The sequence below is a fragment of the Isoptericola sp. 178 genome, assembly GCF_030586525.1.
Taxonomy (GTDB): domain Bacteria; phylum Actinomycetota; class Actinomycetes; order Actinomycetales; family Cellulomonadaceae; genus Isoptericola; species Isoptericola sediminis.
The window spans coordinates 228,262-243,434 of the sequence record NZ_JAUQYN010000003.1; the positions used below are offsets into that span (position 1 = coordinate 228,262).

The following is a 15,173-nucleotide window of genomic DNA, read 5'->3' on the forward strand; positions in this document are numbered from 1 at the left end:
TGCCCGGCGCGGTCAAGACTAGGTGACGAACGCCTCCCGTGGCGAACCCCGGTCTTGACCGGGGCACGACCGCCACGGGAGGCGCGGCCCGCACAGGACCCACGGTCCCGTGCCGGCGGGTCAGGCGACGTGCGACTGGTACCGCACGATCTTGGCGAACTCCTCGGCGTCCAGGCTGGCACCGCCGACGAGCGCGCCGTCGACGTCCGGCTGGGCCATGATCTGCGCGACGTTGCCCGACTTCACCGAGCCGCCGTACAGCACGCGCACGCCGCCGGCGAGCTCGGCGTCGTACAGCTCCGCGAGCCGGCCGCGGATGGCACCGCAGACCTCCTGGGCGTCCTCCGGCGTGGCGACCTTGCCGGTGCCGATCGCCCACACCGGCTCGTAGGCGACGACGACGTCCTTCGCCTGCTCGGCCGGGACACCCTCGAGGGCCGCGTCGACCTGCGCCAGGGTGTACGAGACCTGGTCGCCCGCCTCGCGCACGTCCAGCCCCTCGCCGACGCACAGCACGGGGGTGATCTGCTGGGCGAAGGCCGCCTTGACCTTGGCGTTGACGAGCGCGTCGTCCTCGCCGTGGTGCTCGCGGCGCTCGGAGTGGCCGATCGCCACGTACGTGCACCCAAGGCGCTTGAGCATCGGACCCGACACGTCACCCGTGTAGGCGCCCTTCTCGTGCGGGGAGAGGTCCTGGGCGCCGTAGCGCACGTCCAGCTTGTCGGCGTCGACGAGCGTCTGCACCGACCGCAGGTCGGTGAACGGCGCGAGCACCGCCACCTCCACCGCGGAGTAGTCGTGCCCGGCGTCCTTGAGGGTCCAGGCGAGCTTCTGGACCGCGGCGATCGCCTCGGCGTGGTCCAGGTTCATCTTCCAGTTGCCCGCCATCAGCGGCGTGCGGTTCGTGGCCACAGTCGTGTCCTTCTGTCGTGCGGATGGGGTCGGGCGGCTCGCGCCGCCAGGAGGTCGACGCGGTTCAGTCGGCCAGGACGGTCAGACCGGGCAGCTGCTTGCCCTCGAGAAGCTCGAGGCTCGCGCCGCCGCCGGTGGAGATGTGGCTGAAGCCGGCCTCGTCGAAACCGAGCTTGCGCACGGCGGCCGCCGAGTCACCGCCCCCGACGATCGAGAACGCGCCCTGTGCGGTCGCGTCCACGATCCCCTGCGCCACCGCGCGGGTGCCGCCGGAGAACGCCTCGAACTCGAAGACGCCCATCGGGCCGTTCCAGGCGATGGTCCGGGCGTCCGCCAGCTTGGCGGCGAACAGCTCGCCCGACGCCGGGCCGATGTCCAGGCCCATCTTGCCGTCCGGGATCGCATCGGCCTCCACCGTGACGTGCGGCGCGTCGGCCGCGAACGAGTCGGCCGCCACGATGTCGGTCGGCAGCACGATCTCGACGCCGTTGGCCTCCGCCTGGGCCAGGTACTCCTTGACCGTGTCGATCTGGTCGCTCTCCAGCAGCGAGGAACCGACCGAGTGCCCCTGGGCCGCGAGGAAGGTGAACACCATGCCGCCGCCGATGAGCAGCCGGTCGGCCTTCGTCAGCAGGTTCGCGATGACGCCCAGCTTGTCCGACACCTTGGACCCGCCGAGCACGACCGCGTACGGACGCTCCGGGTCCGTCGTGGCGCGGGAGAGCGACTCCACCTCGGTGAGGACGAGCTCGCCGGCGCCGGCCGGCAGGCGCTCGGCGATGTCGTAGACCGACGCCTGCTTGCGGTGCACGACCCCGAAGCCGTCGGAGACGAAGGCGTCACCCAGCTCGGCCAGCTCGCCGGCCAGCTCCTGGCGCTCGGCGTCGACCTTGGAGGTCTCGCGCGCGTCGAAGCGGACGTTCTCGAGCAGCGCGACCTGGCCGTCGGCCAGGCCCTCCACGGTCGACCGGGCGGACTCCCCGACCAGGTCGCCCGCCAGGGCGACGTCCTGGCCGAGCAGCTCCCCGAGCCGCGCGGCCACGGGAGCGAGGGAGAACGCCGGGTCCGGCGCGCCCTGGGGACGGCCCAGGTGGGCCATGACGACCACGCGCGCACCGGCGTCGACCAGGCGCTTCAGCGTCGGGAGCGCGGCACGGATGCGGCCGTCGTCGGTGATGGTCGTGCCGTCCAGCGGCACGTTGAAGTCGGAACGGACCAGGACGCGCCGGCCGCGCAGGTCGCCGAGCGAATCGATCGTCTTCATGAGCTCACCTCGTGATCAGGTCGGGGGTCGGGAGGAGGGTGGTGACACGACGACGTCCGCGGGTCCGCGGGCCCGGCCGTCCTGGGACGGCGGGCCGCGCACCCGCGGACGTCGTGGTCACCTCGGGGTGGTGCGGCTCGTCAGAGCTTCCCGCCGACCAGCTCGGTCAGCGAGACGAGCGAGTTGGAGTAGCCCCACTCGTTGTCGTACCAGGAGACGACCTTGACCTGGTTGCCGATCACCTTGGTGAGCTTGGCGTCGAAGATGCTCTGGTGCGGGTCCGTGACGATGTCCGAGGAGACGATGTCGTCCTCGACGTAGGACAGCACACCCTTGAGCGGGCCCTCGGCGGCAGCCTTGACCGCGGCGTTGACCTCCTCGACCGAGACCTCCTTGGGGGTCTCGAAGGTGAGGTCGGTCGCCGAACCGGTGATCGTGGGCACGCGCAGCGCGTAGCCGTCCAGCTTGCCCTTGAGCTCCGGCAGGACCAGGGCGACGGCCTTGGCGGCGCCCGTCGTGGTCGGCACGATGTTCTGCGCGGCCGCACGGGCACGACGCAGGTCCTTGTGCGGACCGTCCTGGAGGTTCTGGTCACCGGTGTAGGCGTGGATCGTGGTCATGAGGCCACGCTCGATGCCGATCGAGTCGTTGAGGGCCTTGGCCAGCGGCGCGAGGCAGTTCGTCGTGCACGAGGCGTTCGAGATCACGTGGTGCGCGGCCGGGTCGTACTGGTCGCTGTTGACGCCCATGACGAAGGTCGCGTCCTCGTTCTTCGCCGGGGCGGAGATGATGACCTTCTTCGCGCCGCCGTCGATGTGCGCCTTCGCCTTGGTGGCGTCGGTGAAGAAGCCGGTGGACTCGATGACGATGTCCGCACCCAGCTCGCCCCACGGCAGGTTCGCCGGGTCGCGCTCCGCCAGAGCACGGATCTTGGTGCCGCCGACGATGATGTGGTCGTCGTCGAACTCGACCGTCTTGCCGAACCGGCCCAGCACGGTGTCGTACTTGAGCAGGTGGGCGAGCGTCTTGTTGTCGGTGAGGTCGTTGACGCCGACGACCTCGATGTCTGCACCCGACTCCACGAGAGCCCGGTAGTAGTTACGTCCGATGCGGCCGAAGCCGTTGATGCCGACGCGGATGGTCACGTTAGCCCTCCTCAGGGCGCGCCGGATCTGGACCGGCGCACACGGTAGATGCCAATCACTGGCGCGCACATGGCGCGCTGATGAGTTCGGTGCCACCCCGGGGGTCCCGCGACGCGTCGTCCCAGGAGCACAGTTCCAGGGTCACACCGTCGTCACCTGACGGCTCCGAGCCTATACCCATCCGTTGCCGGACGCCGACCTCGGTGCAGCGTGAGACAGGTGGGCCGACCACCTGGCCGGCGTCACAGGTCCAGCAGGTCCGCGCTCAGCCCGGCCTCGGTGTCGGGGATGCCCAGCTCCATGGCGCGCTTGTCCGCCGTGGACAGCAGCCGGCGGATACGGCCCGCCACCGCGTCCTTGGAGAGCTGGGGCTCCGCGAGCCGGCCCAGCTCCTCCAGCGAGGCCTGCTTGTGCGACAGCCGCAGCTCGCCGGCCTGGCGCAGGTGGTCGGGCACCTCGTCGCCGAGGATCTCGAAGGCACGCTCCACCCGGGCCCCGGCCGCCACCGCCGCCCGGGCGGAACGTCGCAGGTTCGCGTCGTCGAAGTTCGCCAGCCGGTTGGCCGTCCCCCGGACCTCCCGTCGGGCGCGGCGGTCCTCCCACACGTCCCGGGTCGCGGGCGCTCCCATGCGCCGCAGCATCTCCCCGATCGCCTCGCCGTCGCGCACCACGACCCGGTCGATGCCGCGGACCTCGCGGGACTTCGCCTGGATGCCCAGGCGCCGCGCGGCACCCACCAGGGCGAGCGCGGCCTCCGGGCCGGGACAGGTGACCTCGAGCGCCATCGACCGGCCCGGCTCGGTCAGCGAGCCGTGCGCGAGGAACGCTCCCCGCCAGACGGCCTCGGCCTCGTCGGTCCCGCTGGAGACGACCTCGGGCGCCAGACCGCGGACCGGACGGCCCCGCGCGTCGAGCAGACCCGTCTGGCGCGCCAGGGACTCGCCGTCGCGCACCACCCGGACCACGAACCGGTCGTTCTTGCGCAGGCCGCCCGCCTTGACCACGATGAGCTCGCTCTGGTGTCCGTAGAGGTCCACGATCGCCCGGCGCAGCCGCGCCGCCACCATCTCGCCGTCGAGCTCCGCCTCGATGACGACCCGGCCGGAGATGATGTGCAGACCTCCGGAGAACCGGAGCATCGCCGACACCTCGGCCTTGCGGCACGACGTCCGCGTCACCCGGTGTCGTACCAGCTCGTCCTTCACCTCTGCCGTGAGCGCCATGGCGTCATCCTGCCACGCCCTCGAAGACGTCGTGGTAGGCCGCGGCCAGCCGCAACGGGTCGTGCCGCGAGGTGCCGTCACCCCGGCCGACCTGCCTGATCACCAGGCGGGCACCCAGGTCGGCGGCCGTCCGCTCCAGGTCGCCGCGGTCGTCCACCTGGGACGGGTCGGCCAGCACCGCGTCCACGCGCAGACCCGGGGCGTGCTTGCTCAGGGCCTCGAGATGCTGCGAGGCCGACAGCCCGTGGGTCTCGCCGCGCTCGGCGCTGAGGTTCAGCGTCACGCAGCGCCGGGCCGTGGTCCTGTGCAGGGCCGCGGCGAGCTCGGGCACCAGCAGGTGCACGAGCACCGAGGAGTACCAGGAGCCCGGCCCCATGACGACCCAGTCGGCGTCCAGCACCGCACGGACGGCCTCCGGGCAGGCCGGAGGGTCGGAGGGGACGAGCCGGAGCTGTTCGACCAGCGCGTCCGTGACGGCGACCCGGCTCTGGCCGACGACCGTGGAGCACACGTCGCCGTCGGAGACGTCGGCCTCGACCACGAGCGGCACCGACGACATGGGCAGCACGCGGCCCCGCGCACCGAGCAGCCGGCCCACCCAGTCCAGGCCCTCCACGGTGTTCCCCAGGCGCTGCCACAGCGCCGCGATGAGCAGGTTGCCCATCGCGTGCCCGTCGAGCTCACCGTCGGAGGCGAACCGGTGCTGGAGCAGCCCGCTCCAGGTGCGGCCCCACTCGGAGTCGTCGCACAGGGCCGCGAGCGCCATCCGGAGATCGCCCGGTGGCACGACGCCGAGCTCCTGGCGCAACCGGCCGGAGGACCCGCCGTCGTCGGCCACCGTCACCACCGCCGTCAGGCGTTCGGTCAGCAGCCGCAGCGCACCCAGGCTCGCCGAGAGTCCGTGCCCCCCGCCGAGCGCCGTCACCGCGGGGCCGCCGGACGACTCCTCGCGGTCGGTCGTCACCGGCCGACCGTGCGTCGTGGAGGACAGGGTCTACTCCTTCCCGAGGTCACGGGTCGTGACCGTCACCCGCTGACCGTCCCGTCGCAGGCGGTCGGCGATCTCCCCGGCGATCGCGACCGACCGGTGCTTGCCACCTGTGCAGCCCACGGCGATCGTCACGTAGCGCTTCTCCTCGGCCAGGTAGCCCGCCAGCACCGGTTCCAGGGCGGCGACGTAGCGGTCGATGAACTCCTTCGCGCCGGGGCGGCCGAGCACGTACTGGCGCACCGCCTCGTCCTGACCGGTCAGGTGGCGCAGCTCGGTGATCCAGTACGGGTTCGCCAGGAAGCGCACGTCCACGACGTGGTCGGCGTCCAGCGGCAGGCCGTACTTGAAGCCGAACGCCACGACGTTCACCCGGAGCGAGTCGGCGGCGCCCGCCGCCACCGTGTCGCGGACCTCCTTGGCCAGGTCGTGCACCGACAGCTCGGAGGTGTCCACGACGACGTCGGCGCGTTCGGCCAGCGAGGCCAGGATCCGGCGCTCGGCCTCGATACCGTCGAGGATGCGGCCGTCGCCCTGGAGCGGGTGCGGCCGCCGCACGCTCTCGTAGCGGCGCACGAGCACGTCGTCACGGGCGTCGAGGAAGAGGATCCGGTGCGTCACGCCGCTGTCGTGGAGGTGCTGCAGCGCCTGGGCGAGCTCGCCGAAGTACTCCCGGCCCCGGACGTCGACGACGACCGCCAGACGCTCCACGGACGAACCGGCCTTGGTCATCATGTCCACCAGCGGCACGATCATCATCGGCGGCAGGTTGTCCACGACGAACCAGTCCAGGTCCTCCAGGACTCCGGCGGCCCGGGTGCGCCCGGCGCCGGACATGCCGGTGATGATCAGCACCTCCGGGTCGGCGCGCTTCGGCGCCGGGGTCGCGGCCTCGATCTCGGGGATGCCCTGCGGGACGGTGATGGGCGACGGTTCGCTCATGGACACAGCATGCCAGTCATGACACCGGTGCGGCGTCCGGACTCTCCGCCGCGGACGGCGGCGTGGCGTCGGCGGCACCGCCGGCCAGGGCCTCGACGACCGCGCGGGCGGTCGCCGGTCCCATCCCCTTGACCTCGGCGACCTGCTCGACGGTGGCGGCCCGCAGGCGCTTGACCGACCCGAAGGCGTCCAGCAGCGCCTGCTGCCGCGCCGGACCGAGCCCGGGCACCTCGTCCAGCACCGAGGACACCATCCCCTTGCTGCGGCGCTTGCGGTGCTGCGCGATCGCGAACCGGTGGGCCTCGTCGCGCACGCGTTGCAGCAGGTAGAGCCCCTGGGAGGCGCGCTCGAGGATCACCGGGTAGTCGTCGCCGGGCACCCAGACCTCCTCGAGCCGCTTGGCCAGACCGCACAGCGCCACGTCGGTCACCCCCAGCTCCTCCAGGGCCCGGGCCGCGGCCGCCACCTGGGGCGGGCCGCCGTCGACGACCACGAGGTTGGGCGGGTAGGCGAACCGTCGGCGCTCCTCGGGGTCAGTCTCGGCACCGACCGGGCCGGAGCCGTCGGCCTCCCCGGACGCGTGCCGGTCGGCGAGGTAGCGCCTGAAGCGCCGGCTGATCACCTCGTGCATCGCCGCGGTGTCGTCGGCGGCGCCGTCCCCGGACGGGCCGCGCACGGAGAAGGTGCGGTACTCGCTCTTGCGGGGCAGCCCGTCCTCGAAGACGACCATCGAGGCGGACTGGTAGCTGCCCTGGGTGTGGGACACGTCGTAGCACTCGATGCGCAGCGGCGCCTCGTCCAGGCCGAGCGCGTCCTGGAGCTCGGCGAGGGCCTGGCTGCGCGTGGTCAGGTCCCCGGCCCGTCGGGTGCGGTGCAGCGCCAGCGCCTGCTCGGCGTTCGTGCGCACCGTCGCGGCGAGCTCCCGCTTGTCCCCGCGCTGGGGCACCCGGACGTCCACCTTGGCCCCACGCAGCCCGGACAACCAGGTCGTCACCTCGTCCAGGTCGGGCGGCAGGACCGGGACCAGGACCTCGCGCGGGACCGCGTCCCGGGTGGCGGCGCGTGCCTGCTCCGGCTCCAGGTCACGGTCGCGGACGTCGTCCACGACGCCGTAGACCTGCTGCAGCAGGTGCTCGACGAGCTCGCCGTCGGTCACGTCCTCGACCTTCTCGACGACCCAGCCACGCTGCCCGCGGATGCGGCCCCCGCGGACGTGGAACACCTGCACGGCGGCCTCGAGCTCGTCGCCGACCAGGGCGAACACGTCGGCGTCGGTGGCGTCGGAGAGCACGACGGCGTTCTTCTCCGTGACGCGCCGCAGCGCCGCCAGGTCGTCCCGCAGCCGGGCGGCCTGCTCGTACTCGAGGTCCTGGGCCGCCCGGGCCATCTCCTTCTCCAGGCGGCGGACGAACCGGCCGGTGTCACCGGCCATGAAGTCGCACAGGTCGCGGGCCAGGTCGCGGTGGTCCTCCGGGCTGATCCGGCCGACGCACGGGGCCGAGCACTTGTCGATGTAGCCGAGCAGGCACGGGCGACCCGACTGCTGGGCACGGCGGTACACCCCCGACGAGCAGGTGCGGACCGGGAAGACGCGCAGCAGCAGGTCGAGGGTCTCGCGGATCGCCCAGGCGTGGCCGTAGGGGCCGAAGTAGCGCGTGCCGCGCCGCTTGGTGCCGCGCATGACCTGGGCCCGGGGGATCTCCTCCCCCATCGTGACGGCCAGGTAGGGGTAGGACTTGTCGTCGCGGTACTTGACGTTGAACCGGGGGTCGTACTCCTTGATCCACGAGTACTCCAGGGCGAGCGCCTCGACCTCGGTGCCGACGACCGTCCACTCGACGGACGCCGCGGTCGTCACCATCCGCTGGGTGCGGTGGTGCAGGTTGGCGACGTCCTGGAAGTAGCTCGACAGCCGCTGACGCAGGTTCTTCGCCTTGCCGACGTAGATCACGCGGCCGTGCGGGTCCCGGAAGCGGTACACCCCCGGGGAGGTCGGGATCTCGCCCGCACGCGGGCGGTAGGTCGCTGGGTCGGCCATGGGCCCAGACTAGGTCAGGGCACCGACGCGGCCCTCAGGCCGCGGGGTCGACCACGTGCAGGGGCGTCGGCTCGACCAGCACCGGGAAGTTCACGCTGCGGGACAGGAAGCACAGCGCGTGCGCCCGCTGGTGCAGCTCCGCGACGACCTCCTCGGTGGCACTCCCGCCCGGGGCGGCCACGACGCGCGGGTGCAGGGTCACGTCGGTGAACTGCCCCTCGCCGCGCGACTCGACGCGCATCGTCCCGGTCGCCGCGTCGCTGTACTCGTGCACGACGACCCCCCGTTCGGCCGCCAGGTGCAGGAACCACAGCATGTGGCACTGCGACAGGCTCGCCACGAACAGGTCCTCCGGCCCGTAGCGGGCGGGGTCGCCCCGGAACGAGGGATCGGCGCTGCCCGGCAGCACGGGCCGCCCCGGCAGCGCGACGTCGTGGTCGCGCGTGTAGGCGGCGTAGGACGTCGTCGCCCCGGCAGCACTGCCGGGTTCGACCCCCGTCGCGGGCCAGCGGACGGTCACGGAGTACTCGTGGTGGGCTCCCATGGCGACACGGTAGAGCCTCAGGCGGCGTCGTGCTTGGTCGCGCGCGCCTTGGTCGTCTTGCGTCGCCGACCGGCGGGCCGGGTCGCCGCCGGGACCTGCGCAGGTGGTTCGACCGGGACGTCGGGGTGCGCGTCGAGCACCTCCGCGAGGAAGCGTCCGGTGTGGCTCTCCTCGACCGCGGCGACCTGCTCCGGCGTGCCCTCGGCCACGACGAGGCCGCCGCCGGAGCCGCCCTCGGGCCCCATGTCGATGATCCAGTCCGCGCTCTTGACGACGTCGAGGTTGTGCTCGATGACCAGCACCGTGTTGCCCTTGTCGACGAGCGACTGCAGCACGGACAGCAGGCGCCGGATGTCCTCGAAGTGCAGGCCGGTGGTCGGCTCGTCGAGCACGTACACGGTGCGCCCCGTGGACCGCTTCTGCAGTTCGCTGGCGAGCTTGACCCGCTGGGCCTCCCCGCCCGAGAGCGTGGGCGCCGGCTGGCCCAGCCGCACGTAGCCGAGACCCACCTCGACGAGCGTGGTCAGGTGGCGCGAGATCGCCGGGAACGCGGCGAAGAACTCGGCGGCCTCCTCGATCGGCATGTCGAGGACGTCCGCGACCGTCTTCCCCTTGAAGTGCACCTCCAGCGTCTCGCGGTTGTACCGCGCGCCGTGGCAGACCTCGCACGGGACGTAGACGTCCGGCAGGAAGTTCATCTCGATCTTCAGCGTCCCGTCGCCGGAGCACGCCTCGCACCGCCCGCCCTTGACGTTGAAGGAGAACCGGCCCGGCCCGTACCCGCGGACCTTGGCCTCCTCGGTCTCGGCGAAGATCTTGCGGATCCGGTCCCAGACCCCGGTGTAGGTGGCCGGGTTCGACCGCGGGGTGCGGCCGATCGGCCCCTGGTCGACGTGCACGACCTTGTCCAGGTCGTCGGTGCCGGTGACCCGCGTGTGGCGGCCGGCGACCTGCCGGGCCCCGTTGAGCTCGTTCGCCAGCACCGTGTGCAGGATCGAGTTCACCAGCGTCGACTTGCCCGAACCCGAGACCCCGGTGATCGCGGTGAAGACACCCAGCGGGAAGCTCACGTCGATGTCGCGCAGGTTGTTCTCGCGGGCCCCGACGACGGTCAGCTGCCGCGCCGGGTCGACACCACGGCGCGTCGCCGGCAGCGCGATGGAACGCCGGCCGGACAGGTAGGCGCCCGTCATCGACGCCTCGGTCGCCAGCAGACCGGCGTAGTCGCCGGAGTGCACGACCTGACCACCGTGCTCCCCCGCGCCCGGACCGACGTCGACGATCCAGTCGGCCGAGCGGATGGTGTCCTCGTCGTGCTCCACCACGATCAGCGTGTTGCCCAGGTCCCGCAGCCGGGTGAGCGTGTCGATCAGCCGGCGGTTGTCGCGCTGGTGCAGCCCGATGCTCGGCTCGTCGAGCACGTAGAGCACCCCGACCAGGCCGGAGCCGATCTGGGTGGCCAGGCGGATCCGTTGCGCCTCGCCGCCGGAGAGCGTGCCGGCCGCCCGTTCGAGCGTGAGGTAGTGCAGACCGACGTCGAGCAGGAACCCGAGCCGGGCGTGGATCTCCTTGAGCACCTCGCCGGCGATGGCCCGCTCGCGCTCGCCCAGCTCGAGGGCGTCCAGGTACTCCTTCGCGTCCGCGATCGGCAGGCGGGACACGTCCCAGATCGACTTGGAGCCCACCCGGACGGCCAGCACCTCCGGCTTGAGACGGGCCCCCTGGCACGTGGGGCACGGCACCTGGCGCATGAAGGCCTCGTAGCGTTCCTTCGACCAGTCCGACTCGGTCTCGGAGTGTCGGCGTTCGATGAACGTGACGGCTCCCTCGAACCCGGTCGAGTACTGCCGCTCGCGCCCCCACCGGTTGCGGTACCGCACGTGCACCTTGTGGTTGCGCCCGTGCAGGACGGCCGTGCGGGCACGCTGCGGCAGGGCACGCCACGGCACGTCCAGGGAGAAGGCCATCTCCTCGGCGAGGGCCGCCAGGACCCGTTCGAAGTACTCCGACGACGTCTGGGCCCAGGGCACGACGGCGCCCTCGCGCAGGGTCTTCTCCGGGTCCGGGACGACCAGCTCGGGGTCCACCTCGAGCCGGAACCCGATGCCCGTGCACTCCGGGCAGGCGCCGTAGGGGGCGTTGAAGGAGAAGGTCCGCGGCTCGATCTCGTCGAGGCTCAGGGGGTGGTCGTTCGGGCACGCACGCTTCTCGGAGTACTTGCGGACGCGGTCCAGGTCGTCCACCTCCGCGTCGACGAGCTCGATCATGACGAGGCCGCCGGCCAGGCCGAGCGCGGTCTCCACGGAGTCCGTCAGGCGTCGCTGGACGCCGTCGCGCGCCACGAGGCGGTCGACGACCACCTCGATGTCGTGCTTGAGGTTCTTCTCCAGGCTCGGGGGCGTGGTGAGCTGCACGACCTCGCCGTCGACACGGGCCCGCGCGAAACCCTGGGCCTGCAGCTCGCCGAAGAGCTCGGTGTACTCGCCCTTGCGGCCGCGGACGACCGGCGCCAGCACCTGGTAGCGCGTCCCCTCGGGCAGCTCGAGGATCTTGTCCACGATCTGCTGCGGCGTCTGGGCCTGGACCGGCTCGTCGCACACCGGGCAGTGCTGCGTGCCGGCCCGGGCGAAGAGCAGCCGGAGGTAGTCGTAGACCTCCGTGATCGTCCCGACGGTCGACCGCGGGTTGCGGTTGGTGGACTTCTGGTCGATGGACACCGCCGGGCTGAGGCCCTCGATGAAGTCGACGTCGGGCTTGTCCATCTGGCCGAGGAACTGGCGCGCGTAGGCCGACAGGGACTCGACGTAGCGGCGCTGCCCCTCGGCGAAGATCGTGTCGAACGCGAGCGAGGACTTGCCCGACCCGCTCAGGCCCGTGAACACGATGAGCCGGTCGCGCGGCAGGTCGAGGTCGACGTTGCGCAGGTTGTGCTCACGGGCACCGGAGACGACGAGGTGATTGCTCACCGCAGCATCCTACGGCGCGCCGCTGACACTCGTACAGATGTTCCATGTCACCCTGCGGCGCCGGTTTGGCACAGTGGACCTCATGACTGCCCGCGACCAGCGCGCCGACGTCACCGCGGTGAGCGTCGGCCCGATGGACAACAACGCCTACCTCGTCACCTGCCGCGCGACCGGCTCCCGGCTGCTCGTCGACGCCGCCGCGGACGCACCCGCCCTGCTCGAGCTGCTCGACGGCCGGGGCCTCGACACGGTGGTCACGACGCACCGGCACCGGGACCACCTCGGGGCGCTCGCCGACGTCGTCGCCGCGACGGGGGCGCGCACCGCGGCCGGCGCCGACGACGCCGCCGCGATCACGGCCGCGACGGGCGTCGCGATCGACGAGCGGCTCCACCACGACGACACGGTGCGGGTCGGGGCTCTCGAGCTGGGCGTGCTGAACCTGCGGGGCCACACCCCCGGGTCGGTCGCGCTCGCCCTGGACGGGGCCGGCGGGCCGACCCGGTTGTTCACCGGGGACAGCCTCTTCCCCGGTGGCGTCGGCAACACCGATCACGATCCCGCCCGCTTCACGCAGCTCCTCGACGACGTCGTCACGCGGGTCTTCGCGGCGTTCGACGACGAGACGATCGTGCTGCCCGGCCACGGTGCGGCCACGACCCTGGGCGCCGAACGGCCCCACCTGGCCGCCTGGCGCGAGCGCGGCTGGTGACCATAGACGGCGGCGCGGGGCCCGCGCACCGCGGGGTCTGGTTCGATGAGGGCATGCCGACCTTCGTGGTGACCTACACCTACTCCCCCGACAGCGAGCGCCTCGACGCCGTGCGACCCGAGCACCGGGCGTTCCTCGGCGCGCTGCACGACGCCGGCTCCGTGGTCGTGTCCGGCCCGATGCCGGCGACCGAGGACGCCGCCGCCGGTGCGCTGATCGTCGTCGCGGCGGACGACGCGGCCGCGGCCGCGGCCCTGCTCGACGACGACCCGTTCCGCCGCAGCGGCCTCGTGACCAACCTGACGGTCCGCGAGTGGGTACCGGTGATCGGGACCCTCGGGGGCTGACCTGCGGGGCCGCCGTCCCCTCGCTCCCCGGTACCGGGTCAGTCCTGCTCCGCCTCCAGCCGCTCCCGGGCCGCCAGCGTCGCCAGGCGACGCGTGCGCCACAGGCTGGCCACGGTCGCGACGGCCAGCGCGCCGACGATGACCACCAGCGAGAGCCAGATGGGCACCTCGGGCGCCCACGGCACCGGCGCGCCACCGTTGATGAACGGCACCGTGTTGGCGTGCAGGGCCTCGAGCACCAGCTTGACGCCGATGAACCCCAGGACCACGGCCAGGGCGACCGGGAGGTAGACGAGCCGGTCGAGCAGGCCGCCGAGCAGGAAGTAGAGCTGGCGCAGCCCCATGAGCGCGAAGAGGTTCGTGGCGAACACGATGAAGGGGTCCTGGGTGAGGCCGAAGATCGCCGGGATCGAGTCGAAGGCGAAGAGCAGGTCGGTCGTCCCGATCGCCACGAACACGACGAGCATCGGGGTCCACACCCGGCGCCCCTCGACGACGGTCCGCACCTTGGCGCCGTCGTAGCCCGGGCTCAGCGGCAGCACCCGGCGCAGCGCGCGGACGGCGACGTTCTCCCGGAACTCCTCGTCCTCCTCGCCCCCGACGGCGAGCTTGACCGCCGTGTAGACCAGGAACGCACCGAACAGGTAGAAGAGCCAGGTGAACTGCTCCAGCAGCGCGGCACCGGCGAGGATGAACGCGCCGCGCAGCACGAGCGCGACGATGATGCCGACCATCAGCACGTGCTGCTGGTGCTGCCGGGGCACCGCGAACCGGGACATGATGAGCACGAAGACGAACAGGTTGTCGACGCTCAGCGAGTACTCCGTGACCCAGCCGGCGTAGAACTCCCCGGCGGGCTGCGCCCCGCCCACGACCCAGACGAGGAGTCCGTAGACCAGGGCCAGGCCGACGTAGAGGGTCACCCACGCCGCGGACTCGCGCATCGAGGGCACGTGCGGGCGCCGGGCGACGACGGCGAGGTCGACGATCAGCACCGTGCCCATCAGGGCGAGGGAGACCGCCTCGAACCAGACCGGCAGCTCGTGGATCACGCGTCGCTGCCCGGCGACGCACCCACCCGCTCCTCACGGCGACTCTTGTACAGCGAGGCGACGGTGGTGACCGCCAGGACCACCACGATGAACGACAGCGAGACGGCGGTCGGGATCTCGGGGATGGCCTCGACGTGCTCGCCACCGTTGACGAACGGCAGCTCGTTGGTGTGCAGCGCGTGGATCACGAGCTTGACGCCGATGAAGCCGAGGATCGCGGCCAGCCCGTAGTTGAGGAAGACCAGGCGGTCCAGCAGGCCGTCGACGAGGAAGTAGAGCTGGCGCAGACCCAGCAGGGAGAAGGCGTTCGCCGCGAAGACGAGGTACGTCTCCTGGGTGAGCCCGAAGATGGCGGGGATGGAGTCGACGGCGAAGAGCAGGTCGGCGCTGCCGATCGCGATCATCACGATGAGCATCGGCGTGATGTACCGCTTGCCGTCGATCGTCGTCGTCAGCCGGTGCTCGACGTAGTCGTCCGTCGTCGGGAAGATCTTGCGGGTCAGCCGCAGCACGGCGTTCTCGCTGTACTCGTCGTCGTGGTCGGTCCCCGCGCGGGCCTGCGCGATCGCCGTCCAGATGAGGAAGGCACCGAAGACGTAGAAGATCCAGGCGAAGTTCGCGATGAGCGCGGCGCCGGCGAGGATGAAGATCGTGCGCAGCACCAGGGCGATGGTGATGCCGATGAGCAGGACCCGCTGCTGGTGCTCACGCGGCACCCGGAAGCTGGTCATGATCAGCACGAACACGAACAGGTTGTCCACGCTGAGCGACTTCTCGGTGATGTAGCCGGCGAAGTACTCCCCGCCGTACGTCGGCCCCCAGGCGACCAGGACGACCACCCCGAAGAGCAGCGCGACGGCCACGTAGGCCAGCGACCACCAGGCCGACTCCTTCAGCGTCGGAGCGTGCGGGGTGCGCACGTGACCCACGTAGTCGATGGCGAGCATGGCCAGGATCGCAGCGACGGTGACGATCCAGGCCCAGACGGGCACGTCCACGGGTTGACCTCCGGTACGTAGGACGGGGCACCGGAGGTCTCT

13 protein-coding genes are annotated in these 15,173 nt (G+C 71.8%); 2 read left to right on the forward strand and 11 right to left on the reverse strand.

Annotation, left to right across the window (positions count from 1 at the left end):
* Window positions 1-120: 120 nt before the first annotated feature.
* The 9 genes from tpiA to uvrA form a co-directional block, all read right to left on the reverse strand.
* Complete coding sequence (tpiA, locus tag Q6349_RS10215) at window positions 121-888, reverse strand: triose-phosphate isomerase (RefSeq protein ID WP_304604452.1); 768 nt, start codon at window positions 886-888, stop codon at window positions 121-123.
* An 88-nt stretch (window positions 889-976) separates the two neighbouring features.
* Window positions 977-2,176, reverse strand: coding sequence for a phosphoglycerate kinase (pgk, locus tag Q6349_RS10220; RefSeq protein WP_304604003.1), 1,200 nt, complete (start codon window positions 2,174-2,176; stop codon window positions 977-979).
* A 140-nt stretch (window positions 2,177-2,316) separates the two neighbouring features.
* Window positions 2,317-3,321 (reverse strand): type I glyceraldehyde-3-phosphate dehydrogenase, encoded by a 1,005-nt coding sequence (gap, locus tag Q6349_RS10225; RefSeq protein WP_171245697.1) that lies wholly within the window; start codon window positions 3,319-3,321, stop codon window positions 2,317-2,319.
* A 242-nt stretch (window positions 3,322-3,563) separates the two neighbouring features.
* The gene (whiA, locus tag Q6349_RS10230; protein WP_304604004.1) at window positions 3,564-4,544 is read right to left on the reverse strand and encodes a DNA-binding protein WhiA; all 981 of its coding nucleotides are present in this window, start codon (window positions 4,542-4,544) and stop codon (window positions 3,564-3,566) included.
* 4 nt (window positions 4,545-4,548) lie between these two features.
* Window positions 4,549-5,508, reverse strand: coding sequence for a uridine diphosphate-N-acetylglucosamine-binding protein YvcK (yvcK, locus tag Q6349_RS10235; protein ID WP_304604005.1), 960 nt, complete (start codon window positions 5,506-5,508; stop codon window positions 4,549-4,551).
* A 30-nt stretch (window positions 5,509-5,538) separates the two neighbouring features.
* The gene (rapZ, locus tag Q6349_RS10240) at window positions 5,539-6,474 is read right to left on the reverse strand and encodes an RNase adapter RapZ (protein WP_171245694.1); all 936 of its coding nucleotides are present in this window, start codon (window positions 6,472-6,474) and stop codon (window positions 5,539-5,541) included.
* Between the two features lie 16 nt (window positions 6,475-6,490).
* On the reverse strand, window positions 6,491-8,512 hold the full coding sequence (gene uvrC, locus Q6349_RS10245) for an excinuclease ABC subunit UvrC (RefSeq protein ID WP_304604006.1): 2,022 nt from the start codon (window positions 8,510-8,512) through the stop codon (window positions 6,491-6,493).
* Window positions 8,513-8,546: 34 nt separating this feature from the next.
* On the reverse strand, window positions 8,547-9,056 hold the full coding sequence (locus Q6349_RS10250) for an OsmC family protein (protein WP_171245692.1): 510 nt from the start codon (window positions 9,054-9,056) through the stop codon (window positions 8,547-8,549).
* A 17-nt stretch (window positions 9,057-9,073) separates the two neighbouring features.
* Entirely contained in the window at window positions 9,074-12,022 is a 2,949-nt protein-coding gene (gene uvrA, locus Q6349_RS10255) for an excinuclease ABC subunit UvrA (protein ID WP_304604007.1), read from the reverse strand.
* A gap of 82 nt (window positions 12,023-12,104) precedes the next feature.
* Here uvrA and Q6349_RS10260 point away from each other — a divergent pair, with 82 nt between their 5' ends.
* Both Q6349_RS10260 and Q6349_RS10265 read left to right on the forward strand, forming a co-directional pair.
* Window positions 12,105-12,734: an MBL fold metallo-hydrolase gene (locus Q6349_RS10260; RefSeq protein WP_304604008.1), complete on the forward strand. Its 630-nt coding sequence runs from the start codon at window positions 12,105-12,107 to the stop codon at window positions 12,732-12,734.
* A 53-nt stretch (window positions 12,735-12,787) separates the two neighbouring features.
* The gene (locus Q6349_RS10265; protein WP_304604009.1) at window positions 12,788-13,081 is read left to right on the forward strand and encodes a YciI family protein; all 294 of its coding nucleotides are present in this window, start codon (window positions 12,788-12,790) and stop codon (window positions 13,079-13,081) included.
* Between the two features lie 38 nt (window positions 13,082-13,119).
* On the opposite strand, the gene Q6349_RS10270 is transcribed toward Q6349_RS10265, so the two are convergent.
* Window positions 13,120-14,133, reverse strand: coding sequence for a TerC family protein (locus tag Q6349_RS10270; RefSeq protein WP_370375612.1), 1,014 nt, complete (start codon window positions 14,131-14,133; stop codon window positions 13,120-13,122).
* Window positions 14,130-15,131, reverse strand: coding sequence for a TerC family protein (locus Q6349_RS10275; protein ID WP_304604010.1), 1,002 nt, complete (start codon window positions 15,129-15,131; stop codon window positions 14,130-14,132). Before Q6349_RS10275 ends, Q6349_RS10270 begins: the two co-directional genes overlap by 4 nt.
* Window positions 15,132-15,173: the final 42 nt, after the last annotated feature.

What these genes read in the sequence shown, in the direction of transcription:
- tpiA (WP_304604452.1), bottom strand. Translation starts at nt 888, where the DNA reads ATGGCGGGCAACTGGAAGATGAACCTGGACCACGCCGAGGCGATCGCC.
- pgk (WP_304604003.1), bottom strand. Translation starts at nt 2,176, where the DNA reads ATGAAGACGATCGATTCGCTCGGCGACCTGCGCGGCCGGCGCGTCCTG.
- whiA (WP_304604004.1), bottom strand. Translation starts at nt 4,544, where the DNA reads ATGGCGCTCACGGCAGAGGTGAAGGACGAGCTGGTACGACACCGGGTG.
- rapZ (WP_171245694.1), bottom strand. Translation starts at nt 6,474, where the DNA reads ATGAGCGAACCGTCGCCCATCACCGTCCCGCAGGGCATCCCCGAGATC.
- uvrC (WP_304604006.1), bottom strand. Translation starts at nt 8,512, where the DNA reads ATGGCCGACCCAGCGACCTACCGCCCGCGTGCGGGCGAGATCCCGACC.
- Q6349_RS10250 (WP_171245692.1), bottom strand. Translation starts at nt 9,056, where the DNA reads ATGGGAGCCCACCACGAGTACTCCGTGACCGTCCGCTGGCCCGCGACG.
- Q6349_RS10260 (WP_304604008.1), top strand. Translation starts at nt 12,105, where the DNA reads ATGACTGCCCGCGACCAGCGCGCCGACGTCACCGCGGTGAGCGTCGGC.
- Q6349_RS10265 (WP_304604009.1), top strand. Translation starts at nt 12,788, where the DNA reads ATGCCGACCTTCGTGGTGACCTACACCTACTCCCCCGACAGCGAGCGC.